The organism is Candidatus Chloroploca sp. Khr17 (assembly GCF_004138165.1).
In the GTDB taxonomy this organism is placed as follows: domain Bacteria; phylum Chloroflexota; class Chloroflexia; order Chloroflexales; family Chloroflexaceae; genus Chloroploca.
In genome coordinates, this window is the sequence record NZ_RYFF01000012.1 from 69,744 (window position 1) to 95,585 (window position 25,842).

17 protein-coding genes are annotated in these 25,842 nt (G+C 57.5%); 4 read left to right on the forward strand and 13 right to left on the reverse strand.

The features are described 5' to 3' along the window. Position 1: 1 nt before the first annotated feature. The 10 genes from EKD05_RS09630 to EKD05_RS09675 all read right to left on the reverse strand — a co-directional run bounded on the left by EKD05_RS09630 (position 2) and on the right by EKD05_RS09675 (position 13,273). On the reverse strand, positions 2-2,203 hold the full coding sequence (locus tag EKD05_RS09630; protein ID WP_129672222.1) for a DUF6345 domain-containing protein: 2,202 nt from the start codon (positions 2,201-2,203) through the stop codon (positions 2-4). A gap of 143 nt (positions 2,204-2,346) precedes the next feature. Then, entirely contained in the window at positions 2,347-3,351 is a 1,005-nt protein-coding gene (locus EKD05_RS09635) for a GGDEF domain-containing protein (RefSeq protein ID WP_165360666.1), read from the reverse strand. Between the two features lie 266 nt (positions 3,352-3,617). Continuing rightward, positions 3,618-4,580: a DUF6036 family nucleotidyltransferase gene (locus EKD05_RS09640; RefSeq protein WP_129672224.1), complete on the reverse strand. Its 963-nt coding sequence runs from the start codon at positions 4,578-4,580 to the stop codon at positions 3,618-3,620. A 14-nt stretch (positions 4,581-4,594) separates the two neighbouring features. Beyond that, entirely contained in the window at positions 4,595-6,529 is a 1,935-nt protein-coding gene (gyrB, locus tag EKD05_RS09645; protein ID WP_129672225.1) for a DNA topoisomerase (ATP-hydrolyzing) subunit B, read from the reverse strand. Positions 6,530-6,550: 21 nt separating this feature from the next. Beyond that, complete coding sequence (locus EKD05_RS09650; RefSeq protein WP_129672226.1) at positions 6,551-7,465, reverse strand: hypothetical protein; 915 nt, start codon at positions 7,463-7,465, stop codon at positions 6,551-6,553. 79 nt (positions 7,466-7,544) lie between these two features. Beyond that, positions 7,545-9,089: a murein biosynthesis integral membrane protein MurJ gene (murJ, locus tag EKD05_RS09655; RefSeq protein ID WP_240695712.1), complete on the reverse strand. Its 1,545-nt coding sequence runs from the start codon at positions 9,087-9,089 to the stop codon at positions 7,545-7,547. Positions 9,090-9,106: 17 nt separating this feature from the next. Further along, the gene (locus EKD05_RS09660; protein ID WP_129672227.1) at positions 9,107-10,198 is read right to left on the reverse strand and encodes an LCP family protein; all 1,092 of its coding nucleotides are present in this window, start codon (positions 10,196-10,198) and stop codon (positions 9,107-9,109) included. Positions 10,199-10,291: 93 nt separating this feature from the next. Further along, on the reverse strand, positions 10,292-11,104 hold the full coding sequence (locus EKD05_RS09665; RefSeq protein WP_129672228.1) for a biotin--[acetyl-CoA-carboxylase] ligase: 813 nt from the start codon (positions 11,102-11,104) through the stop codon (positions 10,292-10,294). Between the two features lie 9 nt (positions 11,105-11,113). After that, positions 11,114-12,043, reverse strand: a complete 930-nt coding sequence (locus EKD05_RS09670) for a cation diffusion facilitator family transporter (protein ID WP_129672229.1) — start codon at positions 12,041-12,043, stop codon at positions 11,114-11,116. A gap of 45 nt (positions 12,044-12,088) precedes the next feature. Further along, the gene (locus EKD05_RS09675; RefSeq protein WP_129672230.1) at positions 12,089-13,273 is read right to left on the reverse strand and encodes an acetyl-CoA C-acetyltransferase; all 1,185 of its coding nucleotides are present in this window, start codon (positions 13,271-13,273) and stop codon (positions 12,089-12,091) included. A 235-nt stretch (positions 13,274-13,508) separates the two neighbouring features. Between EKD05_RS09675 and EKD05_RS09680 the strand changes: the two genes are divergently transcribed. Next, positions 13,509-14,156, forward strand: a complete 648-nt coding sequence (locus EKD05_RS09680; RefSeq protein ID WP_129672231.1) for a CBS and ACT domain-containing protein — start codon at positions 13,509-13,511, stop codon at positions 14,154-14,156. A gap of 81 nt (positions 14,157-14,237) precedes the next feature. Here EKD05_RS09680 and EKD05_RS09685 read toward each other — a convergent pair whose 3' ends face one another. Next, positions 14,238-16,553 (reverse strand): xanthine dehydrogenase family protein molybdopterin-binding subunit, encoded by a 2,316-nt coding sequence (locus EKD05_RS09685; RefSeq protein WP_129672232.1) that lies wholly within the window; start codon positions 16,551-16,553, stop codon positions 14,238-14,240. A 205-nt stretch (positions 16,554-16,758) separates the two neighbouring features. Here EKD05_RS09685 and EKD05_RS09690 point away from each other — a divergent pair, with 205 nt between their 5' ends. Continuing rightward, positions 16,759-19,659, forward strand: coding sequence for a PAS domain S-box protein (locus EKD05_RS09690; RefSeq protein ID WP_165360667.1), 2,901 nt, complete (start codon positions 16,759-16,761; stop codon positions 19,657-19,659). Between the two features lie 6 nt (positions 19,660-19,665). Here EKD05_RS09690 and EKD05_RS09695 read toward each other — a convergent pair whose 3' ends face one another. Then, the gene (locus EKD05_RS09695) at positions 19,666-20,808 is read right to left on the reverse strand and encodes an ABC transporter permease (protein ID WP_129672234.1); all 1,143 of its coding nucleotides are present in this window, start codon (positions 20,806-20,808) and stop codon (positions 19,666-19,668) included. A 16-nt stretch (positions 20,809-20,824) separates the two neighbouring features. Continuing rightward, complete coding sequence (locus EKD05_RS09700; RefSeq protein WP_129672235.1) at positions 20,825-22,378, reverse strand: ABC transporter ATP-binding protein; 1,554 nt, start codon at positions 22,376-22,378, stop codon at positions 20,825-20,827. A gap of 207 nt (positions 22,379-22,585) precedes the next feature. Between EKD05_RS09700 and EKD05_RS09705 the strand changes: the two genes are divergently transcribed. Beyond that, positions 22,586-23,587 carry a DUF4931 domain-containing protein gene (locus EKD05_RS09705; RefSeq protein WP_129672236.1) on the forward strand — a complete coding sequence of 334 codons (1,002 nt, stop codon included), beginning with the start codon at positions 22,586-22,588 and terminating at the stop codon, positions 23,585-23,587. A 385-nt stretch (positions 23,588-23,972) separates the two neighbouring features. Next, complete coding sequence (gene ilvB, locus EKD05_RS09710; protein ID WP_129672237.1) at positions 23,973-25,709, forward strand: biosynthetic-type acetolactate synthase large subunit; 1,737 nt, start codon at positions 23,973-23,975, stop codon at positions 25,707-25,709. Positions 25,710-25,842 lie beyond the last annotated feature (133 nt).

The window sequence follows — 25,842 nt, forward strand, 5'->3', positions numbered from 1 at the left end:
TCTAGAAATTCCACCAGACCCAGTGGTACGATTGAACCGGGAATGGGCGCGGCGGCATCGGCTGCCCAGGACGCGGCAGTTTGTCATTGTTTGGATTAGCACTTGCGCTACGAGCATAAATGTAGGCCGGTTTGCCTGCATTCATCTGGAACGCGGTATTGACCCAGGCTTGCGCAATCGTCTGCTGGGCCCACGGGAAGTCAATGCCAAAGAAACTTGGCATGCGCATGTTGTCAACAAACCGCCCGCCAAAAGCAATATCGCTCATATTGCTGTTGAAGCCAAGCAGCATATGGGCCCCCCGGAAAGCATTGAACCAGCGACGAATCGGTTCGTTGCCGGCACTGTAGCCCTGCACCCGCAAGGTCTGGCACGAGGCAAACCCGACCCAGCGCAGGTTCTGGTACCGCGCATTCGATCCGTCAAACCAGGTGCTATCCTTGCTCGACGCCATACTCAGGCCGCCAGCCCCACCATGCCCGGCATAGTAGACAAAAGCGGCCCGGTCAACGCCAAAGGTGCAATCGATCCCATTGCCAATGCCACAATCACGCCAGTCACGTTCCCAGGCGCTGCCATTGCTCCAGAAGAAGCGCGAGGCGTAGCCGTAACTCGTCATGCCATTGCGGAACCCATTGACATCAGGGATCACGCCTGGCAGATCCGAACCACCCGGTCCATAAGGCGGGTAATCCCAATTACCCTCAACCCCAAAGGTATAGCCAACCTGGGCAAGACTGGCCGCAGGGGCAACCGAACTGGTCGCCGCACCACCGCGAACAACCAGCGGCAGATAAACCGCAGGAATCACCTCAGGGGCGACAAAGACCGTTGCTTCACGGACGATGCCGAGACTATCCGTCACCCTCAAGATGACCGTTGAACCTGCCGGCAGGCCATCACGCCCCTGCACCGGCAACTGGTCGGTCAAGAGTGTCACCTCACCAGCGGCCTCACGTACGGCGGGATCGCTCAGCGGCTCATTATCATCAAGGAACCACTGGTACGTATACGGGGCCGCCCCATCAGCAATCGTGCCGCGGAAGGTCACTGCTGTACCAGGGCGAAAACGGCTATCGTTGGCTGGTTCCGTGATCTGCACCGTTGCGCCAAGGCCCTGTGCGCCACCTTCAATCAGGGGCACAGTAATATTCCGCAGGACAATCGTTTCCCCATCAACCGTCACCTCGATCGCCCCAAAGTCGAGCACCGGCTCCATGATCTCCTGCTCAACCGCTGCGTCGCGCACAAAATAGAGCAGGGCTGGATCAGGGATAGTCACATTGGTCGCATCGGGATAGGTCGCCCTGACCAGTTGCTCAACCTCATCACGCACCGCACGGGGATCACGGATCGGGAAGGTGCGTTCAAGCATCTGCGGTTGTCGTCCAAAGAAGGGCATCGCCACTGCGGCGAGGCCAGGGCTATTGGGATCAAGCCAGTTGCCCTGAGCATCAACGTCAGTTGTGCTAAAGAGCAGGGAGAGATGCCCACCCGGGCCACCAATCGGCAAAAACTGGGGTGACTGACGATCAATTGCATACGGAATACCCATCGGGATTTCGATCACAGCTCCTATCGTTTCGGTGATCGGTTCATCCTGTTGCAACGCATTTGCGGGCAACGTCGCCGCCTCGATCGTCTTGATCGTGCCAAACGGCGTATTCTCATTAAGATCACAAAACTGGGGATTGGTAATCGTCTGGACATTCTGCGGGATCTGCCGATCAATCAGCAATTGCCCATCGCCAGCCATAAAGCCGCCATTCAACAGGAATTGACAGGCTCGCCCCTGGAGCTGCCCAGGATCAAGTTTGCCCACCGGCGTTTCGCGCCCTACCTCTTCAAGATTAAAGGCATAAAAACCACCCGTGGCCCCATACTGCGTCAGCAACGAGAGCGTTTGCGTATTCGGAACCGTATAACGAGGGTTGCTCAGATAGGTCTCAGCAGCAACTGGTTGACGAGCATAGATGTTGCCAAAGCGCTGGGCCAGTTGACTCGTCTGATCTTCGTTGACGGCAAGTGCGGTTAGTCGAAAAACGGGCACTTGCTGTGGGATCTGCAGCGTAAAGCCATTCGACGTCACAAACCCAGGTGGAGCCGAACGTACAATCAGTGCTCCATTCCCTCCGATCACCAGGATCAGGCTAAGCATGAGCACCAAGCCGAGGAACAGATGGCGAACCGAACGTGCATGCATAAAACTACCCCTTTGGCAAAACGATCGTGAAAGCCCCACTACCTTCCAGCAGAGCATGACCAGCAAGGGCGAAACAACGCCGGTCTCAATGCAAGACCAACCCTGTTTCGCCCCTGATAGGATGTTCACGATCTGTGCGTATACTACCGCATCATGCGCATATAGGCATCAACTTCGTGACCAAGTTCTTCGCCAACAACCACCTGATTGCCTCCGGCATGGCGCGCACAGTAAAGCGCCAGTTCAGCCGCGCTGAGCGCTTCGTCAAGCCGTGTCCCAGGTGCAATGATGGTGGCAATGCCAACCGAAACCGTGAGCTTGACCGTTGCCGTGGCACTCGGGCACAGGATACGCGAAGCGATCGCCCGCCGGATAGCCTCGGCCCGTTCAGTGACATCTGTGCGGTCTTCCCCACTTATCACCAGCAGAAAGAGCCCGTCACCATAATGGCAGACGAGGTCATCAGGATGGACACGAGCGGTCAACGAGCGACTCACCGCCTGGGTTACCTGCGCACTCGTCGTGGCTTCATCAGCCTCGGCAACAACAGGATAGCCATCCACACCGATCAGCACCAAGCTAATCGGATACGCCGATGGCTCAAAGAGCTTGATACCCAGCAATCTGGTCAACGCCTGGGGCCTAGCCAGGCCGGTCACGGGATCATGCATACTCTCGTCGTACGAAGACAGACGGCGCTGCAGATGTGCGAGACCTTCCACAGCATATTCGACCAGGGTCGCACAGAGCCGCCGCCGGGCTTCAAGCAAGGGATCAAGCAAGAGTGGCGCCGACATGGGAACGTTGATCCGCACATGCAGCATACCGTAAGCCTGTTGCTGCACAATCAAAGGCATACAGAGTGAGAATGGGGTCGTCGGCAAGACCAGGGTACCATCATCAGGAAACGCGCTCCACCGAGCCACTGGCTCAAGCGGCCCCGGTATGGTCTGACGCATATAGAGGGTGCCATCATCACCAGGAAAAAGGCGTTGCACACTCTCCGCGATGACTGCGTAGGCTTGCTGCACCGATGTACACTGCGCGAGACTGGCGGTCATCTGCGCATAGATGGCCTGCTCACGAATAGGCTGACCTGAACCGGTGCTGGCATAATCCTCAGGTCGCAGCACATTGCTTTTTCCCATGAGCCTTCTCCAATCCAGGTACAGCCAAGAAGCGTGCCATTGCATTGTATGAAGTGAACTCTGAGCAGGGAGCAGGGAAAGAAAGGGGGAGCGTACTCCAGACATCTTCAGTGTACGCAAACCGGCAAGCCGCGTCTATCCGTAGGCATACGGGATGCAACCGTGCGATTTTGGCAAAAGACCTGGCGAGAAGTACGGAGACTAGTTTTTGCGCTAAAAAAAGCCAGCGACGCTGGCTTTTTTCAAGCGCAAAAAACAGCGCTTCTTTAAAATAAACGCTGCTGACGGGGGGCGTCACCAGCCAGGGGCGGCTGCTGACCACGCAACGCCCAGGTCAGCAACTCGGCGAACCCAAGCGCGTCGGCCCACTGGTGAAGATACGCGTAATCGAGCACGTCATCCTGTACCCGCAGGATGGCCTGCACATCGCGCCACTGGCGATCAGATGGGGCAAGGCTGTACCATTCTAGCTTCGCCAGCACGGTATCTTCGGCACTCGCCACCCGTAACGCTCCGCCCGGCTCACCGGGCATGATGATCACCTTTGCCCGCTGAAACTGGGCCACCTCGAACGGACGCCCCGAAAAGAGGTACACGTCAAGCTGGAAGCCCGTCGTCTTGTCGTAGGCACAAAAGCTCGCCCGCTGCTGTCCATCAGCCCGTGCTTCAGGAAGACGGAGGAGCGCATCGGTAATATCACTGAAGAGAAAAGTAAAATCCTCGCGCAGCCCTTCGACGAACGCACGCACGTTCTGTGGCGACAGGTTCACGACCACGTCGATGTCACGCGTCGTGCGGTACTCGCCGTGGACAACGGCGGCCACCGAGCCAACGACGACATAGGGGATGGCCTGGGCATCAAGCAGCGCTCCGAGACGCAACGCCAACGCAAGCGGATCAACAGGTGTCGGCATAAGCGGAGTTCCTTCAAGGACGGCAGCACCATGAGGCTGTCGTTCCGGCGGAAGCCGTTGGAGCGCCAGCGCATAGGCCCACGCTTGCATCGTTGCCTCAGGCATCCGCAACTGGATACCGGCCAGCGCCAGGCGATCAGCCATCTGATTCATCGCTCGGGCGAGTTCCAGTTTGCGCACAGGCGTCAGCGTGCGGAGCGTGGCGATAACCCCCGCTTCAAGATGGGCGGGGGTGTCGGCTGCAAGCGGCTGGGGCAGCAGAGCGCCACGCGATGCCTCCAAGAGCAGGGGTTTAACAGGAAATGGTATATCCAACGACCCTCCCCCGCCTACACATCCAGATCCACCACCTCCGACGCATGTGTCTGGATAAACTTGCGCCGTGGGGGCACCAGGTCACCCATCAGCATCGTGAAGGTCTCGTCGGCGCGCTGGGCATCTTCGATGGTTACCTGGAGAATCACGCGGTTCTCGGGGTTCATCGTTGTCTCCCAGAGTTGCTCGGCATTCATTTCGCCGAGACCTTTGTAGCGCTGAATGCCAACGCGCTGCCGCGTTTCTTCGGGAAGCTTGGCTAAATACGCATCGCGCTCGCTATCTGAGTAGGTATAGACCTGCTCTTTGCCATGTTTGATCCGATAGAGTGGCGGCTGCGCAATATAGAGATGCCCACTGCTGATCAACTGGCGCATATGCCGAAAGAAGAACGTGAGCAACAGCGTGCGGATATGGCTCCCGTCCACATCGGCATCGGTCATCAGCAGAATGCGATGATAGCGCAATTTGTCGGCGTTGAACTGTTCACCGATAGGGGTACCAATCGCCGTAATCAAGGCCCGTACTTCGGTATTCGAGAGCATCTTGTCGAGGCGGCTCCGCTCAACATTGAGGATCTTGCCACGAAGCGGCAGAATCGCCTGGAAGCGCCGGTCGCGCCCCTGTTTGGCCGTGCCACCTGCGCTGTCACCCTCAACAATATAGAGCTCGCTGCGCGCTGGATTGGTATCGGAACAATCGGCCAATTTGCCTGGCAGAGCAAACCCCTCCATCGCACTCTTGCGTGAAGTCTCTTTCACTTTCTGCACCGCCAGCCGCGTCCGCGCTGCGCTCAACACTTTTTCAATAATCCGCCGGGACTCGCCAGGATTCTCATCAAGCCAGGCCGCCAATTGGTCACCAAGCACCGTGGCAACCGCACCGGCTGCTTCGGGGCTGACCAGTTTTTCTTTGGTCTGCGAGCTAAAGAGGGGATCTTTCAGCTTGACACTAATCACTGCGGTCAGGCCCTCACGCACATCCTCACCCGTCAGATTCGACTCATTCTCTTTCAGAATGCTCTTGGCGCGGGCATAGGTATTGATCACACGGGTCAGGGCCGTCCGAAAACCCGAGAGATGGGCCCCACCGTCGGTATTATTGATATTATTCGCAAAGGCATACACCGAGTCAGTATCATACGAGTCGGTATACTGCATGGCCACTTCGACGGCCACATCATTGACCGTATTCTCGGCATAGAAGGGCTGCTTATGCAACAGCGTTCGATCTTTGTTCAAGTGGCGCACATAACTAACAATGCCACCCTCAAAATAGAAATGCACCTCTTGATCGCTACGTTCATCAGTAAAGGCAAAATGCAGACCCTTGGTCAGATAGGCCATTTCACGAAAACGCTGCGACAGCGCCTTAAAGTTATACTCAATACCGTCTTTGAAAATAGTCACATCAGGCATAAAATGGATCGATGTTCCCGTACCCTCAGCCAGGCCCACGGCCTTCACGTCCCCCTGGGGTTTGCCAGTGCGATACTCTTGCACCCAGAGCTTGCCATGGCGACGCACTTCGGCACGCATCCATTCAGAAAGTGCATTGACCACCGAAAGACCGACGCCGTGCAGTCCCGACGAGACTTTATAGCCCCCATCGCCAAACTTGCCCCCGGCATGCAACTCAGTTGCGGCGAGTTGCAACGCCGAAACCTTGTGCTTGGGGTGAATATCAACGGGAATGCCGCGGCCATTATCAGTCACTTGAACAGATAAATCTTTATGGATCGTGATGGTAATGCGATCAGCGTGACCAGCAAGTGCTTCGTCAACCGAATTGTCTACCACTTCTTTGATCATATGGTGCAGGCCATTAATGTCGGTTGGCCCAATATACATCCCCGGGCGTTTCCGCACCGCATCAAGCCCCTCGAGCACCGTGATCTGGCTCGCATCATACCCCTGAGGTTCAGTGGAAGAAGTCTGCTCGTCATTCATACAACGCTCTATCCCTCTATGCTAGCGCGCAAGATGCGCACGATAAAACTCCATCCGAGCAGCCGTCAGGCCACTCCCAATATACGCACTGCCAAGCAGCGCCACCGGCAAACCGACCGGCATCGCGGCAAGTTGCCGCCAGATAAGCCCCAGACCATTGACAATCAATATGTTGAGCAAGAGCAGCATTAGGGTTTCAGCCAGATTGTGACGGACAACATTGATGCTTGCGACAATCGCCTGCAACGGGCCGACACGACTCAACAGGATCGCTTCGGGCGCAAAGCAGGTATAGATATACGCCCAAAAGAGCACAATGTACCAGGCTAACAGAATCGCCAGCGCCGTCCCCGGCAAGGCCACAATCACAATGATCGAGAGCGCCAGAAAGGGCAGGGCCAGCAATAACCCAATCCCGGCCAGAACCAACCAGTAACCCACCAGCGCAAGCGCCACGGCAAAGGCCCGCTGTAGCGAACCCACGAGCGGCAGATATGCCCCACTGACGGCTTCACTCAACAGGGTTAAAAAATAACTACTGAACACCAGCGCCAGCAGATTGACTGCCCCAATCGTCAGCAGCATGCGCGGCCAGTTCACCTGGTGATCGAGGCCCATAAGCGGCACAACCGGCCCCTCCGTTGGCGCAAGCATCGGGACAAAATTGAGCCAGGCAAGCGCTAAACGCAGATCGGTCATCAGTACCGCCTGCGCAAGACGCACCCCTTCTACCTCTTGCCCGATCAGTTCTCCGACCATCGCCAGATCGGCTTGCACGCCTGTCGCCAGCGGCATCAGGGCAATCGGTGCCCCAAGCCAGAGGTATCCACCCATCAGGGCCGGGATCAGCATTACCCAGAGCCTGCGATGGAGCGCACGGTAGCCTGCACTGATGATGTCAGTCAGAGACAGGTTTTTAGGCGTTGCAATGCTCAATCCGGCCTCCTCGTTGATATTCTATTATACCATACTCAGGCCGATCTGAAAAGAAGAAAGCGCATGTTTGTGCGCTTTGTTACCGTTGCACACGGCTCCTGAGGGTCTGGAAGAAAAAACCGGCCGCTTCGATGCGGAAGGTCAGGCAAAACACGAAATAGCTCAGGATCCCACCCGTTCCTGCCACCAGAATCTGGACAACAAGCGGGAGGCTCGCGGTAAGCAGCGCGAGGGCCACGACCACAGCGGCCATGAGGCCGCTGGCTCCAAGGCCTTTCAGTGTGGCCTCACCAAGGCGCAAGCCTCGCAGCGGTACGCTTCGGGTCAGCAAGACCCATGTAATCACGGCATGCCCGATCCATTGCGCCGAGTTGGCCAGTACCAACCCGAGAAAACCAAGATCCGTGAACCAGATCAGGGGCAAGGCGACTAGCAAATAGACCCCGATGGCTGCACCCTGGATCAGGTTGGGGGTCAGCGTATTTTTGCGGGCATAGAAGGCAAAAATCAAAACTTGATCAAGCGCCGCAGCCGGCAAACCCGGCAGATAGAAACGCAAGGCTATTGCCGTTGCCGCCGTGTCAGCCGCCGAAAACCGCCCCCGTTCATAGGTCAGAGCCACCAGCGGCTCGGCAAGCACGAGCAGACCCGCCGTCGCTGGCAAGATCAACAACAGCACCACCTTGAGCCCCATCGCCAGGGTCGTCTGAAAACTCGCCTCATCCTGGGCCTCACTCTGCCGCGCCAGCGTCGGCAAGACGGCCAGCGCCACCGCCGAAGCAACAAGGCCCAGCGGAAACTGGATCAACGTCGTCGCATACCGCATCGTGCCCAGCGCTGCTTCATAGCCCGAGGCGAGCCAGCGGTCAATCACGGTGCCCAGCACCGAAAACCCGATGCCCAGGGCCACCGGCGCATAGAGGCGCAAGATCCGGCGCAGCGCCGGATGATCCAACCCGCTGCCCAGGCGTAACCGGGCCCCGCGCAAGCCTGGGATCTGCAACACCACCTGCCCAACGGCACCAAGCAACGCCCCAAACGCCAGGCTGTTGATGCCAAAGCGATCATGCAGCAGCACAATGCCTGCGACCATGCCTACATTGAACGTCACCATCACAAAGGCAGGCAAAAGAAACCGCTGCTGAGCATGCAGCACCGCCGTCGCCAGGCCCGACAACCCCATCAGCAAGACAGCCGGCATCAACAGGCGCACCAGTGGCGTCGCCAGCACCCGCAACTCGGTCTGCTCGGGGCGTGTCAGCAGAGCCACCACCAGCGGGGCCTGCCAAACAGCCAGGGCCGTCAGCGCCGTCAAAGCAGCCAGGGCAACCGTAAAGACCCCCGAGACCACCCGCCAGAACTCGTCGTGGTCGCCTTCGGCATACGACGAAAAGACGGGCACCAGTGCGGCACTCACCGCCCCCGCAATCAAGAGATCGTAGATCGTGCTCGGCACCGTCCAGGCCACCTGGAAGGCGTCAACCTCGACCCCGCGGGCAAAATAGAAGGCAATCGTGCTATCACGCAGAAAGCCAACCACGCGGCTCGCGATATTGCCAAGCGCAATCAGCACCGCCGCGATTGCCACACCACGCAGCGCACCGCCCGGCTCAGTACCCCGCACAGAGGGCGCATCAGCCACTAATTGCCACCAGCCGTTGAGACAACCTCACCAGTAAACTCACGGACGACCCGTCGCAAGGCAACTGGTTCAGCCGCAAACGTTGCCGGATCATTCAGTTCAACGATCATGCGCGAATCAATCGCATAGCGATGCAAATCTTCAATGCTGATCTCGCCAGCAAAATTGGCCAGCGCTAGAATCTGCCGCCGACTCAGATCGGTCTGCACATAGCCCCGCATGATCTGGGTGTAGTTATCGACTCCGATGATCCGATCGAGCATCCCCCGCTGGCTCAGGCGCTCAAAAATGGCAATGAGCACCTGTTGTTGGCGTTGATTACGGCCAAAATCACTGTCGGCATGGCGCGTACGAGCATAAGTCAGGGCACGTTCACCATCTAACCACTGCAGACCGGCCTCGAAACGAACTTCGATCGTGCCATAATCCTCAGTGGGAAACCTCGGATCAAAGAGCGCCTCGGGGACATCCACTTCGATGCCACCAATGTAATCAATCAAGCTCCGAAAGCTCTCAAAATTGAGCATCACATAGTTATCAACCTCAACATTGAGCAAACGGCCTACGGTTGCTTTGGCCATCGCCGCCCCGCCGCCGGAGCCCAATTGCAACTCGCCGACCGTATAAGCCGCATTGATCCGCCCCGATGTACCGGTCGGATACGTCACCCAGAGATCACGGGGCAACGAGAGCATACTGACCCGCCCATTATCGCGGTCAATCCGTACCAAAATGATCGCATCAGTACGGGTTGGATCAACATCACCAGGGCGAGCATCAGTCCCAAGCAATAAAATATTAAGGGTTGATTGGGTTAGCGTAGGCGCTGGTTGCACGACGACTGGCTGTGGCGATCCACCACGATGCGTCATCCGCGCTGATTGTTTCGAGAGGAGATCCGCTGTTGACCATTCGTTGTATTGAAATGATGATCCTCCCTGGACATCAACAGGGGCAGAGGTCGCGATCATCGAGTCGATATCAGCAATTGCCTGACGCCATTGAAAGCCGAGACGTAGCAACAGGGCTACCACAAGCAGGCCACTGACGGCTGCGGCGCTATAAACAAGGCGCCTTCGCGAAAACGGCATATCTACGCATCTCCTGGATAAAGGCAATTCGTTGTTTTGTTACCCTGTCCATTATAGGCCATCCAGTGACAACATTGCAACGTAAGGTATTGGCTATAAACCCACATCACCCGTCGTTACTGGATAAAGTTCCCCGCTCGCCTGACGCACCAGCAACGTTCCATCAGGCTCAACTTGCTCGGCCAGGCCGCTCACCAACCCAGCAGCGGTCTCGATACGAACCTGCTGACCCAGGGTCACCAGGCGCGACCGCCAGGCCCCAAAGAGGGCGTCACGCTCACCTGCCGCAAGCCGCTGATACCACGCATCGATCCGTTGCATCAGTGCAATCAGCAGCGCCATCCGATCAACCTCCGCCCCAGCAACCGCCAGACTCGTCGCGGGATACCGGGTCTGCTCGGCGGGCGGGGCCGACGTCAAGTTGACCCCACAGCCAATGATCGCCCACGCCAGGTGATCCACGGTGCTGTTGACTTCCAACAACAATCCTGCCACCTTGGCGAGGGTGAGCGCAGGCGGTGCCCCCACGGGCAGCAAAAGATCGTTCGGCCACTTGAGCACCGGTTGCAGCGGGGTGACGGTCTCGATGGCTTCACAGAGCGCGACCGCCGCCATCCAGACCAGATAAACCGCTTCGGCAGGTTTCAACCAGGTCGGCTGCAGCACCAGCGATAAAAGCAAGGCTGAACCCGGCGGAGCCATCCATGGGCGCCCCATCCGTCCACGCCCACTACGTTGCTCGTCGGCGACCAGTAGAACGGGGAACTGCTCAGGCGGCAATGTTTTCAGCAGCGGTCGCGCCAGATCCATGGTCGAGCCAACACTGCCATAGGTATAGACCGTACACGGCAACGATAACGAGCGTAGTGCATCGGCGAGGATCGCGACATCAAGACCTGGTGTCATATGCAATGCTTATTTCTGGATAAAGTTTTCCCGATCAAGCTGCTGATCGGCAAACGAGAGGGGATCATCAATTGGTTCAAGATGGGTAAAAAAGGTCGTACCGGGCAAGGCTTCACACACATCACGCTCGATCTCTTCAATTAGCCGATGCCCATGCATGACGGTCCACCAGCCAGGCACCAGCACATGCACCGAAACAAAACGGCGCGAAGCGGCCTGCCGCGTCCGCAAGGCATGGAACTGAACCCCATCGCGCGCCGCGTAGGCATCGAGGATCGCCATCACCTGCGAGCGTTCCGTCAGAGGCACCGCCGTATCAAGCAAGCCCAGCGCCGAGCGTTGCAGCAAGTTGAACCCGGACCAGATGATATTGGCGGCCACAATGATCGCGATCATCGGATCGAGACGATGCCAACCGGTCAGCGCCACGGCACCAACCCCCACAACGACACCCACTGACGTCCAGACATCTGTCATCAAGTGGTGCCCATCGGCCTCGAGGGTAATCGAGTTATGCTGCTTACCGGCCTGCATCAGAATACGAGCGACCCCCAGATTGATCAGCGACGCAACGATCGCAATCACCAGACCAAGCCCGACGCCTTCAATTGGCTGCGGGTCGAACAAGCGGCGGACGGCGGTATACATAATCGTTACCGCCGCCAACAGAATCAACCCGCCTTCAACGCCACTCGAAAAGTATTCGGCCTTGTCGTGACCATACGCATGATCCTCGTCAGGCGGACGCGCCGCAATCGTCAGAACAACCAGCGCCACCACAGCAGCAACAAGGTTCGTCACCGACTCAAGTGCATCCGAGAGCAAGCCGACCGAGCCCGTGATTAGATAGGCCCCCGCTTTCAAGCCAATCACAATCACCGAGGCGCTGATCGACAGCCATGCATACCGAACCAGTGATGCCCGTGCGTGTGCTCTCATGATTAGGTCACCATCACTTCTTGCTCGCAGCCCAAACACACGCCCTCAAGCCAGGCGCTCGATCCCGAGGGCCACGGCCTCGCCGCCACCCAAACAGAGCGCAGCCATCCCCCGTTGGCCACCGCGCTCGCGCAACGCATAGATCAACGTCACGAGCACACGGGCGCCGCTGGCCCCGATCGGGTGCCCAAGCGCAATCGCACCCCCGTTGACATTCACCCGGTCAGGGTCAAGCCCGGCAACGCGAATATTCGCAATCACCTGGGCCGCAAATGCCTCGTTGATTTCGAAGAGATCATAGTCATCAACGATCCGCCCGGCCCGCGCCATCACCTTCTCAAGCGCAAAAGGCGGTGCCGTAAAGACCTCGAGGGGAGGCACTGCCGCCTGCGCCATCTGGTCGAGACGCGCCAGTGGCGTCAGGCCAAGTTGAGCCGCCCGTGTCGCCCCCATCACCACGACGGCCGCCGCTCCATCGGTAATGCCAGGCGCATTGCCGGCGGTCACACTGCCCTGTTCAGCAAAGGCCGGGCGCAACTTGCCCAATGACGCGAGATTCGTATCACGCCGTGGATTCTCGTCATGCTCGATGGTCAGCATCGTCCCCTTGGGGCCGGGCACCGTCACGGGCGCAATCTCGGCGGCAAAACGACCGGCATCGATCGCCGCAACCGCCCGCTCGTGCGACTGCAACGCAAACGTATCCTGCTGCGTGCGCGTCACCCGTTGCGTCCGCGCAATCCATTCAGCCGCCCCCCCCATATGCTGATGCTCAAACGCACACCAGAGACCATCATGCACCATCACATCAAGCAACTCGCCGTTGCCCAGACGATAGCCATGACGCGCATTAGGCAACGCATACGGTGCCCCGCTCATATGCTCCATCCCACCGGCCACAATCACCTCGGCTTCACCCGCACGGATCATCGCGGCGGCAAGCATCACCGCTTTCAGACTACTGCCACACACTTTATTGATCGTCAAGCCCCCAACTGTATGGGGCAACCCGCCCTTGATCGCCGCCTGGCGTGCCGGAGCCTGACCAAGCGCCGTGCTCACCACATTGCCCATAATGCATTCATCCACCAGCGCAGGGTCAAGGCCCGCCCGGCTCACCGCAGCACGAATCGCCGCAGCACCAAGATCGACCGCCGACACCCCTGCATACGCACCATTGAATTTCCCAATCGGGGTCCGCGCAGCCCCCACAATGACAACATCGTCCATATGCGCTCCTCAACCTTCACCACAGCTACGTTAAGAGTTCATTATACTGGATACGCCCAACCCTCGCTGCCAGTGCGCCCCAAACCCTAGTGTTTGGTTCATTTTCGCGGCTTCGCCGCGAAAATGAACCAAACAAAATCAAGCATCTATGCTATAGTAGAATGTTGTTATCAATCCATTGCTGGCAACGGCACATGAGACCAATGGTGCCAGCATGGCTTACAAGGAGGTAGCCATGTTCGTCGGGGAACGCATGAGTCATCCGGTCATTAGTGTGACACCTGAAACTACGATCCACGATGCGCTGCACTTGATGCGCACCGAACACATCCGCCGCGCACCGGTGATTCGCCATGGAAGCTTGGTTGGCATCGTTTCGATGAAGGATCTGCTCAATGCATCGCCCTCACAGGCAACAACCCTGAGCGTGTGGGAACTCAATTATCTGTTGAGCAAATTGACGGTCGAGTCCTATATGAACCGCCATGTCATGACCGTTACCGAAGATACGCCGATCGAAGAAGCATCGCGCATCATGGCTGATCAGCGCATCGGTGGCCTGCCGGTGGTGCGCAATAATGATGTCGTCGGGATGATCACCGAGACCGATCTCTTCAAGATTTTGCTTGAACTGATGGGGGCCCGCGACGCAGGCGTACGCTGTGCCGTCCATATGGTTGATGAGCCCGGTCAACTGGCCAAGCTTACCCAGGCACTTGCCAGCGCTGGCGGCAATATTCTTGCCCTCGGCACCTTCGCCGGTGATACCTCAGCCAATAGTACCGTTACGTTCAAGGTTGACGGCCTTACCCCAGATCAGGTGCGTGCGCTCATTACGCCGCTCGTCGAGCAGGTCGTTGATATTCGCATCACCCACCCCTGAGACCTTGCGCTAGGCTTGCCCAGGGCTTTTGCAACAGCGCTGCCTAGGATGCCAGCGAAGCTGGCATCCTAGGCAGCGATCCTACTCCTTCGTTTGCACCGCACGCCAGATCTTTTCCGAACGCAACGGCATATCAAGATGACGAATGCCCAGATGGGCCAGGGCGTCAATGACGGCGTTGGTGATCGCCGGGGTCGAGCCGATGGTGGCCGCTTCGCCAATGCCTTTGACGCCCAGCGGGTTGAGCGGCGTCGGCGTTTCGGTTTTGTCCAGCGTAAAGGCCGGGAAGATGTCGGCCCGTGGAAGGGCATAGTCCATCAGGGAACCAGTCAGGAGTTGTCCATTGGCGTCATAGACAACCTCTTCCAGCAGCGCCTGGGCAATGCCCTGCGCTAAGCCGCCATGCACTTGGCCGGCCACAATGATCGGGCTGATGCGCGGGCCACAGTCATCCACCGAGTAGTAGTTGCGCAGGTGAACATTGCCCGTCGCCAGGTCAACTTCGACGACCGCTACATGGGCTCCAAAGGGATAGATTAATTCGGGGGGCCGAAAATAGTCGGTCGCCTCTAGGCCAGGATCAACATCCGGCGGAAGTTTATTGCTGTACGCACGTTGGGCAAGGTCGACCAGAGTCACGCTATTGCTCGGGACACCTCGCTCTTGATAACGCCCCTCGACCAGTTCAAGCTCTTCGGGGGTCACTTCGAGGATGTAGGCGGCCAACCGCATCGCTTTCGTCCGAATGACCTCGGCTGCGCGCATCAAAGCCCCGCCCCCAACGGCCAGCGAGCGCGAACCCATCGTGCCAATGCCCATCGGGGTTGTCGCCGTATCGCCGTGACGCACGACGATCTGAGCAAAATCGGCCCCGATCTGGTCAGCCACAATCTGCGCAAAGGTCGTCCCGGTGCCCTGGCCGTGCGGCGAAATGCCGGTCGTCACCGTCACCGCGCCGCTCGGCTCCACTTTAATCTGCGCACTCTCGTAGGGGCCAAAGCCACACATTTCGACATAGCAGGCAAGACCAATGCCAAGCGCAACGGGATCATCCGCCTGGCGACGAGCTGCCTGTTCACGCCGCAACTGCTCGTAACCCGCCAGTTCCAGCGCTTTGCTGAGCGCCCGGTCATACTCGCCAGTATCGTAGGTCAAACCAGTCGGGGTTTTGTAGGGAAAGGCATCGGGTGGGATGAAGTTCCGGCGACGCACCTCCACTGGATCAAGCCCAAGTTCAGCGGCAATGCAGTCCATCAAGCGCTCGATATAATAGGCCGCCTCGGGCCGCCCTGCACCACGGTAGGCCGCAACCGGGGTGGTGTTGGTATAGACCGAGATCGCTTCGAGATCCACTGCCGGGATCTTATACACCCCAACGCCCATCGCCGTGGTAAGATCGGGCAGGCCCGGAGCCAGCGGGTAGGCACCCAGGTCAGCGATGATCTGCATACGCAGCGCCGTCACCGTCCCATCCGCTTCAACCGCCGCCTCAAGCTCGGCCACTTGGCCGCGCCCGTGGGTCGTCGCCTGCATGTGCTCCATCCGCTCTTCCACCCAGCGCACCGGGGCCTTGAGCCGCTGCGCCAAGGCGGCACACAAGGCCTCTTCCGGGTAGAGGCCGATCTTGACCCCAAACCCTCCGCCAACATCAGGCGCAATCACCCGAATGTGGCTGGTACTCATGCGCAAGACTTTGGCCAGTTCACTGCGGATCTGATGCGGCGTCTGGGTGCTTGTATAGACGGTCAAGCCACCAGTCATGTGATCCGGCACCGCAACGACGGCCCGCCCCTCGAGTGGAAAGCCGCACAGGCGTTGATTGACCATGCGCTGACGAACAAGGCGCTGAGCATTGGCAAAGGCGCTGACCACATCACCGCGTTGACGGCGACGGCGATGATCAAGGTTATCGGGCAACCCGGTAAAAATGACTGGCGCATCTGGCTCCAGCGCCCGTAATGGATCAGCTACGACCGGCAAGGGGTCATAGTCAACCACGACCGCATAGGCGGCATCAACCGCCTCGGCATACGACGCAGCGATAACCGCCGCGACCGCCTCGCCAACATAACGCACGCGCTCGACGGCCAGGGTATAGCGCGTCCTACCCGTATAACTCACCTCACCATGCTCACCTTCGCCCGAAGTCGCCAGAGGCAACGGCTGACATTGAGCGAGCAGATCGTTCCCCGTTACAATCGTCACCACACCCGGCATTGCCAGCGCCTCGCCGAGATCAAAGCCGCAAACCGACGCGTGCGCATAGGGGCTCCGTACCACCGCTACATAGAGCATCCCAGGCAGGTTGAGATCACCAACATACGTTCCTGCACCCTGAATCAAACGCGGATCCTCGTTGCGTTTGACCTCGGCACCCATCATTTTGGCATAGGCCATTGATCTAAACTTTCTGGGTTGAGCAAAGGTTGCTCTATCCATAGTACCACACGCTTCGCGCCGATGATAATTACAAACTCCTACATGAGTGGCCTGGCAACACGTATGGTATGCGCCTGATGCTATACTGCTGCCAGGCACTGAACCAAGGTCTATGTTCCACGCAACAAAGCGTGCCCGCAGAGAACAGCCAGACAGCACCACTATGGAATGGTTTCTCAACTTCTATAGCTTCACGATCCTGCTTGCCATTGGCATCCTGGCAAGCATTCTCTTCTACATTGTCCGTCATTGTGACATGATGCTCGCCCGGAGTCACCTCTGGATGATCGTCCCGGCCCTGGGCTGGATGATCTTCTGGTTCTTTGAGTTGTGGGTGCGTGATCTCGCGCTCAAAGCGCTGATGAATCAGATCCGCTTCTCATTTGTGGCCTTTGTTGCCTTCGGAGCCGTTGTCTTTGTCCTTGCGTATACCGGACACCATAATCTGGTCCGTCCAGCCGTCCTGGTTCCCCTCGCAACTATTCCGCTGATCACCGTGATCCTCACCTGGACCAATCCCCTGCACCAGTTACTCTGGCAAGAATATCCCGTGATGAGCGTTGGCATGTGGCTTATCCCGCTCCGGGTCTATGGTGACTGGTTCGGTGTCCACATGCTCTATAGCTATCTCCTGCTTGCTGTGGTCTATCTCATGTTAACCCACGCCATGCTGAGCTATCAAAATGCCTACCGTGGGCAGGGATGGCTCTTGATGCTCGTCTTCCTCGGCCTCCATATCACTGATCTCTTCACCTTTATCCATCCCTTTAGCCAGTTTCACGTGACGATGGCACCCTTTGGGTATGTCTTTGCCGGTGCGATCCTGGCCTGGATCTTGTCACAGTACCATCGTTTTACGCTGACTCCTGTGGCCCAAGAGACCTTGATCCAGCGGCTCCCCGACGGCGTACTGGTGCTTGATCGCACATCTCAACTGGTACAGGCGAACCCTTCCGCCCTCCGCATGCTAGGCAAACCGCTGAAACAGATGATCGGGTCATCACTCGACGTCATCCTGCCTTCCCTCAAGCTCAATGTGACCATGGATGGTGAGCATGACGTCGATAATATCGAGTTGATCCACGAGGTTGAAGGCCAGAAACGCCATTACGAAGTTCAGATTACGAACGTCGCGCACCAGAATGATCCGTTTAACGGGCTGATCCTGGTCTTGCGGGATATTACCGAGCGACGCCAGGCTGAACGTACCCTGCGCAAGTTTCAACGAGCCGTCGAACAGAGTCCTGCTTCGGTCGTGATTACCGATACCAGCGGGGCTATCGAGTATGTCAATCCCAAGTTTACCCGTGTAACCGGCTATACCTTTGAAGAAGCGCGGGGTCAGAGTCCCCGGATTTTGAAAACTCCGTACACCCCTACCGAGACCCATGTCGATCTCTGGCAAACACTGCTGGCTGGGCGCGCATGGGAGGGCGAATTTTGCAATCACCGCAAGGATGGCTCACTCTACTGGGAATCGGCCTCCATTTCACCGATCTTTGACAGCCACGGCAACATTACCAATTTTGTCGCCGTCAAGCTCGAGAGCACTGAACGCAAACAAGCGGAGGAGGCGCTCAGAGAGGCGCGAGACGCCGCCGAAACGGCGAATCGCGCCAAGAGTCTGCTGCTTGCCAATATGAGTCACGAGCTACGCACGCCACTGAATGCAATTCTCGGCTTTACCAAGCTGTTGCAGCAAGCCCCCAATCTCAGCCCCGACCAGCAACACGATCTGGCGATTGTCCATCGGAGTGGCGAGCACTTGCTGGCTTTGATCAACGATGTGCTCGATCTGTCGAAGATCGAAGCAGGGCGGATGCAGATCCATCAGAGTGAGGTGCATCTTTCACATATGCTCGAGGAACTGCACGATATGTTTGCCCTCCGCGCACGCCAGAAAGGGCTTGACTTCGCCTTTGAATACAGCGCAGACCTCCCAAAAATGGTGCGGCTTGACGAAATCAAGCTCCGCCAGATCTTGATCAACCTGCTCTCGAATGCGATCAAGTTTACGCAGCACGGCTCGGTCACGCTCCAGATCCACAGCAGTCCGTTCAAGCCAGGGGCACCACAAGAAACGATACGCACGCTGCATAAAAGCACCGAAGAGACATGCTGCGTGCTCACCTTCGCCATCGAAGACACCGGGCCAGGGCTGAGCCCAGAGGAACTCATCAGCATCTTTGCCCCTTTTGTGCAAGCCAAGGCTGGGCACAAGGCCCAAGAGGGTTCAGGGCTGGGGCTTGCCATCAGCCGACATTATGCCCAATTGATGGGTGGGGATCTTACCGTGACCAGTACGGTTGGGCAAGGGGCCATCTTTACCTGTTCAATCACGGCTGAGCAGTGCAGTGCGCTTGCGATACCCCAGCAATCAGCCAACCAGCGCGTCATTGGCCTGCATCCGGGGCAGCCAGACTATCGAATCCTCATCGTTGATAACCAGAACACCAATCGGCGTCTGCTCGTCCGCATGCTGGCCCCTCTTGGCTTTCAGGTGAGTGAAGCCGAGAGCGGCTACGCTGCCTTACGCATCTGGCAGGCATGGAACCCCCATGTCATCTTCCTCACGATGAACTTGCCAGACATTGATGGTTTCGCCATCACACGCCAGATCAAGACCTTGCCAGGAACCAACACCACGATTGTTGGGTTCACAAGCAGCATCAGCGAAGAGGATCAGCACGCTCTACTGGCTGCTGGCTGCGATGAGGTGATCAAGATCCCGTTGCACGAGCATACGATCCTGAGGCTGCTCCAGAAACATACAGGCGTAAAGTATCAGACCATCAAGAGCGAGCCGGGCACAACCCCACTGGGCAACCGAGCGCTCTGGGTTGATCATAGCCTGCTTACACCGACGCAAAGCATCCCGCGAACGCTCTTGCATCAACTGCGCGACGCCATCGTGATGGGCGACCTGAGCGCGATCAATGCCCTCGCCACCCAGATCAAACCCTTCGAAGCTTCGATTGCCCAGCAGATCGAAGCGATGGCTTATGAATTCGCCTATGACGAATTGATCAGCTTGCTTGACGCCCTTACGCCAACAGACTACTAAAGCCGGCTACCCTCCCCAACCCTTGCTGATCAGCACCTCTTCGCCGGGTTTACGTTGGGGAATGCGGTAGAGCCAGCGCACAATCTGGTCAGCGGCAATAAACATAATGATGAGCGCCTGAATAATGCGAATCACATCAATGGAGATCCCGGCGCGCACCTGCATCAAGCGTGCCCCAGTGAGCAAAGCCCCCCAGAGCAACCCGGAAAAGAGAATGCCAATCGGATTCGAGCGCGCCAGCAGCGCCACAGCAATCGCATCAAAGCCGACACCCGAAATAAAATCGGTGCTCACGGCATAGCGCACACCCATCACCTCGCCAGCCCCCGCCAGACCAGCCAGACTGCCCGACAGTACCATAGCAAGCACAATCGTTTTGGGAACACTGATGCCGGCATACTTCGCCGCATTCGGATTGGTGCCCGAGGTGCGCAACTCAAAGCCAATCGTGGTGCGATTCAAGAACCAGGCCACCACAAAGACGAGAATGACCGCCATCAGAATGCCAGCGTGCAACGCCGTCGTCTCACCGAGGCGGATATTGGGGAGACGCATCGACTCGGCAATAAACGGGGTACGCGAACTACTAGTATCAAGCGGATCGCCAAGTAACAGCGGCTGCCGACTCCGGATCAGCCAGTCGGTAAGCCGCAGAGCGATATAGTTGAGCATGATCGTATTGATCACCTCGTGCGCCCCTGTCCGCGCCTTGAGAATACCGGCAATGGCCGCCCATGCAGCCCCACCCACAGCACCCGCCACAATGCCCATTGGAATGTGCAAAATCGGTGGCAACTGGAGCATTGTTCCAATCACCACGGCACACATCGCCCCGGCATAGAGTTGGCCTTCAGCCCCGATATTAAAGAGACCCGCCTTGAAGGCAAGGGCGACCGCCAGACCACAGATAATATAAGGGGTGCTGCGGATCACCGTATTCGCTAGTGCCCGTGGCGAACCAAACGCACCCTGCCAGAGCCCGATATACGCAGCGAGCCAGTCGCCTCCGGTCATACCGATAATCACGGCCCCGACGACCAAGGCCGTCATCACAGCCAGAATTGGCACAAATAACGGCGAATAGCGTGCCCAGAAAGCGCGGAAACCCGCCGGTTGCGCAGGTTCAGGAGTACGTCCCTCGACAGCCATGCGAAACTCCGCTCATCTACTGTTGCAAGACCATAGCCTCTTTGAGGCTCACCCCGGCCATCAAGAGGCCCAGTTGCTCACGGGAGAGATCACCATTGTTGACAATCGCGACGATCCGCCCGTGATACATCACCGCGATGCGATCCGAGAGCGCCAGGATCTCATCAAGTTCAGCCGACACCACCAGCACGGCCACGCCCTCATCACGTTTATGCACAATCTGATTGTGAATAAACTCAATCGAGCCAACGTCAATGCCACGCGTCGGCTGAGCCGCAATCAAGAGCTTGAGCGTACGCGAGAACTCACGCGCCACAATGAATTTCTGCTGATTGCCGCCACTCAACGAACTCGCCGCAACATGCACCCCTGGGGTACGCACATCAAAGCGCGTCACCAGATCTTGTGCATGATCGGTCACCTCCTGCTCATTGCGGACAATGCCACGGGCAAAAGGCTCACGATAGTAATATTCGAGCACCCCATTATCCGTCAAAGGATAACTGACAATAATGCCATCACGCTGCCGATCCTCGGGAATATGGGCCACCCCGAGTTCACTGATCGTCCGCGAACTTGCCAGCGTCACATCCTGACCGGCAATGCGAATCAATCCAGCAACAGCCGAACGCAGCCCATTCAGGGCCTGCACCAACTCGGTCTGCCCATTGCCCTGCACCCCGGCAATGCCAAGGATCTCGCCAGCCTGAACCTCAAAGCTCACATCATTGACCGCCATCAACTGACGATCATCGCGTACCTGCAGGTTCCGTACCTCAAGTACCGCGGCACCAGGACGCGCAGCTTCTTTGTCAACCTGCAACAAGACGGTGCGCCCGACCATCAACGAAGCAAGACTCGCCTCACTGGCCTCGGCGGGCGTCGTCTCACCAACAACCCGTCCACCGCGCAACACCATAATGCGATCGGCAACCTCAAGCACTTCACGCAATTTATGCGTAATAAAGATGAGCGACTTGCCTTGCGCCGTCAGCGTACGCATCACGCGTACCAGATCATCGGCCTCTTGCGGCGTCAGCACCGCCGTCGGCTCATCGAGAATCAAAATATCGGCATTCCGATAGAGCGCCTTGATAATCTCGACGCGCTGCTGGGCCCCAACATCAAGATCGGCAATCAGCGCCTCGGGCTCAACGGGCAAGCCATACTGTTGCGAAATTTCACGAATGCGCTGCCCGGCCTGGCGTCGATCAAGCAGACCACGGCGCATGACCTCATTCCCAAGAATAACATTCTCGGTCACCGTCATCACCGGCACGAGCTGAAAGTGCTGATGCACCATACCAATGCCACGCTCAATCGACTCGTGAGGACTACTCACGCGTAACGGGGTACCATTGACAAAAATCTCACCCTCATCTTGACTATAGAGGCCATAGAGGATATTCATCAGGGTGGATTTGCCCGCGCCATTTTCGCCAAGCAGCGCAAGTACCTCGCCCTGCAAAAGCTTGAGCGAGACATTATCATTCGCAACCACACCAGGAAAACGCTTGGTAATCCCGCGCGCCTCCAGTACCACCGGGCGATCCTCGCCATTCTGGGTCACAGCGCACCTCTTGGGGGGGCAAAAGCCATGTAGTTTTCGTATTGTAACATAAATCACTGTATCTCTATCGGTACGCCCCTTGCGCAGAGCAGGTGCTTACGGCTACAATAAGGGCGGTGCATATGCCCATCCCTCCGTGCAACGCTGTGCGCGGGAAGGGAAGAGACCGTACGGCCATCGGAGGCCGCGCCTAGGATCATAACGCCCATGGCCGAGCTACGGCAAAACATTGCAACCCGCGAATGGGTCATTATTGCCAGCGAGCGGGCACGCCGTCCCAATGCCTACGCCGAAGCAAGCAATCGCGTCCGCACCCACGAGCGCCACGAACACGACCCGGCATGTCCTTTCTGTGTCGGCAATGAAGAACTGGATCTTGAGGTCTGTCGCGACCCCGAGGATGGCCCGTGGACAACGCGTGTTGTACGCAATAAGTACCCCGCCCTGGCCCACGACGGCTCGCTCGCCAGGGTGTTCAATGGCGTGGAACGCCGCATCACGGGCATTGGCTATCACGAGGTTCTGGTTGAGCATCGCCTGCATAATGCGACGCTCGCCTTGATGACCGACGAAGAAGTGCGCGATGTGTTGCTGATGTATCGCCGCCGGGGGCAGCAAATTGGCAGCGATACGCGCATCGAGCAGATCGTCTTTTTCAAAAACCACGGCGAACGAGCCGGGGCGTCGTTACCCCATACCCACAGCCAGATTATCGGCCTCCCCATTGTGCCTGGCAATATCCGACACCGCATCGAAGAAGCCCGTCGCTTCTTTGATGATACCGGCCAGTGCGTCTTTTGTACGATGCTCAATGATGAATTGACCAGTGGCGAACGCATTGTTGCGATCAATGATCATTATGTCGCTTTTGTGCTCTATGCTTCCTCTTCGCCCTTCCATATCTGGATCCTGCCCCGCTATCATCGTGCGAGCTTTCTCAACGCCTCCGACGAAGAGATGATGCATCTGGCCCCACTCCTCCGTGATGTGCTCTTCCGCCTCTATAGCCATCTGAATGACCCCGATTACAACATGATCATTCGCACAACGCCAACCAAAGAGCCAGAAAATGGTTACTTTCACTGGTATATTGCCATCATCCCTCGCCTCAGTCGCAGTGCCGGCTTTGAACTAGGCAGCGGGGTCTGGATCAATCCCGCCCTCCCTGAACAGTGCGCCGCCTTCCTCCGCGAAGAACCACAACCATAAGCTAGTTTGTTGCTCGTCAAACAGCCAGCCTTGCTGGCTGTTTGACGAGCAACGAGTTGGGTGACAAGGCGATAGCCGTGGCCTTGCACGTTTGACAGTAACTCCATACCTGTGGTATCCTTAGCACCGTTCGATAGAACAATATCTGAGGATTGAAAATACCCTTATGGTTGCCAGATCAGTGCTCGTACTCCTTATTAGCGGTCTTGTACTCCTCCTTAGCGGGTGGAGCAAACGTGTTTAGGGGGTTGAGCCTGCGGGCGTGGTAGAGTGAGCGAGACTGAACCTCCTGGATGCGACCAGGGGGTTTTTTAATGTCACCAGTCTATTGTCGCACTGCCTTGCAGCAGGTCGTACGTAGACGTAACGTCAGGAGGAACGGCTCATGTCCGAACAAATGACCGGTGCCCAGATCATGTGTGAGGCACTCATCCGCGAGGGGGTCGAGGTGATGTTTGGCATCCCTGGTGGGGCCATCATGCCATTCTATTTTGCGATGTGGGAGTATCGTGATCGGTTGCGCCACGTGCTCTGTCGGCACGAGCAGGGCGCAGGCCACGCCGCCGAAGGGTATGCACGTTCGACCGGGCGCATCGGTGTCTGTATCGGTACCAGTGGCCCCGGCGTGACTAATCTGGTCACACCCATCGCCGATGCGATGATGGATAGCACACCCCTGCTGGCGATCTGTGGGCAGGTTGGCAGCCACGTGCTGGGCAAGGATGCCTTCCAGGAGACCGATATTACTGGCATTACGATGCCTATTACCAAGCACAATTATCTGGTCAAGGATGCGAATGAGTTGCCCTATGTCTTCAAAGAGGCCATCCATATCGCTACCACTGGTCGCCCCGGCCCGGTCTTGATTGATATTACCAAGGATGCGATGCAAAAGAGCATCGTGCCCAACTGGGATATCAAGCTCAATTTGCCCGGCTACAAGCCTACCTATCAACCCAATCGCAAACAGATCCGCGAAGCCCTCAAGCTGCTCCTCCAGGCCAAAAAACCTTTGATTATCGCCGGTAATGGCGTGATTATGTCGGGGGCCGCCGATGAACTGCGCCACTTCGCCGAGAAGTTGCGCATTCCGGTGATTACGACGCTCCACGGCATTGGCTCGTTCCCCGAAGAGCATCCCCTCAGCATTGGTATGCCCGGGATGCACGGGTGGGTGCATGTCAATCGGGCTATCCAGACCTGCGATGTGCTCTTTAATATTGGTGGACGTTTTGATGACCGCGTGACCGGCAAGGCAAGTACCTTTGCGCCCAATGCCAAAGTGATCCACGTTGATATCGATCCCTCCGAAATTGGCAAGAATGTCAAGGTGACGGTGCCCATCGTCGGTGATGCCCGCGCAACGTTGCTCGCCCTGCTTGAAGAGATGCCCGCCCGCGAAGAACTGGCTGACCTGCATAGCGCGGCCTCGGATTGGATGGAACATATCCGCGAGATGCAAGACAAGCATCAGGGCAAGCAGCAGTATGTCAATCGGGCCGATACCCTCCATATGACCCTGCCCCCCCATGATGTCTACGAAAAAATCAATCAGACGCTCGCCCTGCGGGGTAACTATCGTGTGGTGAGCGATGTCGGTCAGCATCAGATGTGGGCGGCGCAGTTGCTCGATTGGAACGCCGGGCCGCGTACCCATATCACCTCGGGCGGGGCCGCAACCATGGGCTTCTCGGTGCCCGCTTCGCTGGGCGTCGCAATTGCCCATCCCGACGAGACGATCTGGGTGATCTGTGGCGATGGTGGCTTCCAGATGACCAATCAAGAGATGGCGACGATCCATCAGGAAGGGATCAAGAATATCAAGGTCGCCATCATTAACAATGGCTACCTTGGGATGGTGCGTCAGTGGCAAGAGCTCTTCGAGAATAAGCGCTATAGTGGGACGCCCCTCAGTGGCCCCGATTTCGCAAAACTCGCCGAGGCCTATCACTGGAAGGGCCTCACCGTTGAGCATAGCGATCAGGTGCAGGCCGCTATTGATGAAGCCTATGCCACCGATGGCCCGGTCTTGATCGATTTCCGCGTCGAACGCGAAGTCAATGTCTTCCCGATGGTGCCGCAAAATTCCTCCATCGGCGATATGATCACCGTCGATCCATAGGCATCATAATGATCCCCCAGGATGCGCACAAGACCTGAGGCCTCGTGCGCATCCTGGGCAAGTGGGGCCGTTGGTTCCACACGCCCTGTTCGCCAGCACAACAGCGTAGGGCCACAGGCCCACAAATAAAGGT